The sequence below is a fragment of the Spirillospora sp. NPDC049652 genome (assembly GCF_040675125.1).
Classification (GTDB): Bacteria; Actinomycetota; Actinomycetes; order Streptosporangiales; family Streptosporangiaceae; genus Spirillospora.
The window spans coordinates 1-1,659 of record NZ_JBFAOF010001277.1 but is presented as its reverse complement, the minus strand read 5'-3'; the positions used below and the strand labels follow the sequence as shown (position 1 = coordinate 1,659).

At 72.3% G+C, this 1,659-nt stretch carries 3 protein-coding genes; 1 reads left to right on the top strand and 2 read right to left on the bottom strand.

The window, feature by feature from the left end; translation table 11 throughout:
* Window positions 1-296, bottom strand: a 296-nt coding sequence (locus AB0J52_RS39400) for a LysR family transcriptional regulator (protein ID WP_500188211.1), incomplete at its 3' end; no start/stop codon positions are given.
* A gap of 93 nt (window positions 297-389) precedes the next feature.
* Here AB0J52_RS39400 and AB0J52_RS39395 point away from each other — a divergent pair.
* Window positions 390-1,154, top strand: a complete 765-nt coding sequence (locus AB0J52_RS39395; protein WP_500188209.1) for an arginase family protein — start codon at window positions 390-392, stop codon at window positions 1,152-1,154.
* On the opposite strand, the gene AB0J52_RS39390 is transcribed toward AB0J52_RS39395, so the two are convergent.
* Window positions 1,142-1,659 (bottom strand): phosphotransferase family protein (locus AB0J52_RS39390; protein ID WP_500188208.1); only part of this gene is annotated, 518 nt, incomplete at its 5' end. The two genes, AB0J52_RS39395 and AB0J52_RS39390, sit on opposite strands and share 13 nt — an antisense overlap.

The window sequence follows — 1,659 nt, the reverse complement described above, 5'->3', positions numbered from 1 at the left end:
GCGAAGGTCGCGACGTGCACCGGGCCGCGCGGCCGGCCCGCCTCGCGGAGATCCTTCTCCGCCGCGTCCAGGGCGTTGAGGACGGTGTGCGCGTGTCCGACCAGGCGGTGTCCCTCGGGCGTCAGCCGGACGCGGCGTCCCACCCGGTGGAAGAGCCGCACGCCCGCCTCCCGTTCGAGCCGAGCGAGGTGCTGGGACACGGCGGAGGACGTCATGCCGGCCACCTCGCCGACGGCGGTCATCGTCCCGTACTCGGCGAGGTCGCGCAGGAGGCGCAGGCGCGTCGGATCCAACATCAAGCCGGCCTTACAGACAGTCGCAGGAACACTAAGTGGACCTTCGCGGACGACGCCGACGACACTACTGCCCACACCACCGGGAAGGACGCGATGTACACCGTCATCGAAGTGCCGCAGTGGCAGGGGTCGTCCGCTTCGGACGCGGGGAGGCTGGTCGAGGGCGCGGCCTGGATCGCGTCGCTGATCTGCGGCGACGAGCACGTCCCCGGCGCGTCCTCGCGTGTGCGGGTGGCGCCTGGGGCTTCTCTCGCGGAGACGGCGGCGCGGGTGCGGGAGGTTCTGCCCGAGCAAGGGCTCACCGTCACGGTCGGGGGAGACTGCGGTGTCGAGCTCGAACCCGTCGCCGCAGCGGTGCGCCGGTACGGCGAACGGCTGGCGGTCGTCTGGTTCGACGCGCACGGCGACCTCAACACCCCGGAGTCGTCGCCGTCGGGTGCGTTTCACGGCATGGTGTTGCGCACGCTGCTCGGCGAGGGCCCCGAAGACCTCGTCCCGCCGACGCCGCTGCGGCCGTCGCAGGTGGCCCTGTCCGGCGTTCGCGCGCTTGATTCGGCCGAGCGCGACTACCTCGACCGCGCGGGCTTCGGCGATCGTGGAAACCTGCGCGAGGACGCCGTGCTGTACGTCCATCTCGACCTGGACGTCCTCGACGGCTTCTCCTCGGTCGGCTGCCCCGAACCCGGCGGCCTCCCGGCTGACGAGCTGTTGTCGCAGATCAGCGCCCTGACGTCCCGCCACGAGGTCGTCGGCCTGGGCATCACCGAGTACACCCCCTCAGACCCGGCGGACGAGCGCGTCCTCGCCGGACTCCTTCCGGAGATCGTCCGCCTCTGCGCGACGTCTCACGCCCGGTAGAAGGCCCGCAGGCACCGCGTCGTCCACGCCGTGTGCCGGGCGCGCAGGGCGGCGGGTGTCAGGTCGGTACGTCCCAGCGGGACGTAGTTGTCCGTCCACGTCTCCACCCAGGCGTGCGAGTTGCGGACGGCGAACAGGTCCCATGCCTCCACGTTCGCGACCCGCACGCCGGACGCCCGCTCATACGCGTCGAGGAAGACGTCCGCGAGGGCCGGCCCATGCAGAAGGTGCAGGTCAAGGCGGCACCAGCTCACGTCGAAGCCGCGCGGCGCGAGGCAGCCGCCCGCCCAGTCGATGACGCCGGTGAGGGTCCCGTCGTCCGCCCACAGGACGTTGCCCGACCAGAAGTCGGAGTGCGCCAGCACGCGCGGCTCGGCGGCCAGTGTTTCAAGGAGCTCCGCCACCACCGGCGTGGCGGGGCACTGCCTGGCGGACGTCAGGTCCCGGCCCGCGAGTCCGTCCCGGAGCCGGGTGAACCGCGCGGTGTCCGTCGCGTGGATGCGGG

Coding starts and splice junctions, on each gene's coding strand:
- AB0J52_RS39395 (WP_500188209.1), top strand. CDS start 390: ATGTACACCGTCATCGAAGTGCCGCAGTGGCAGGGGTCGTCCGCTTCG.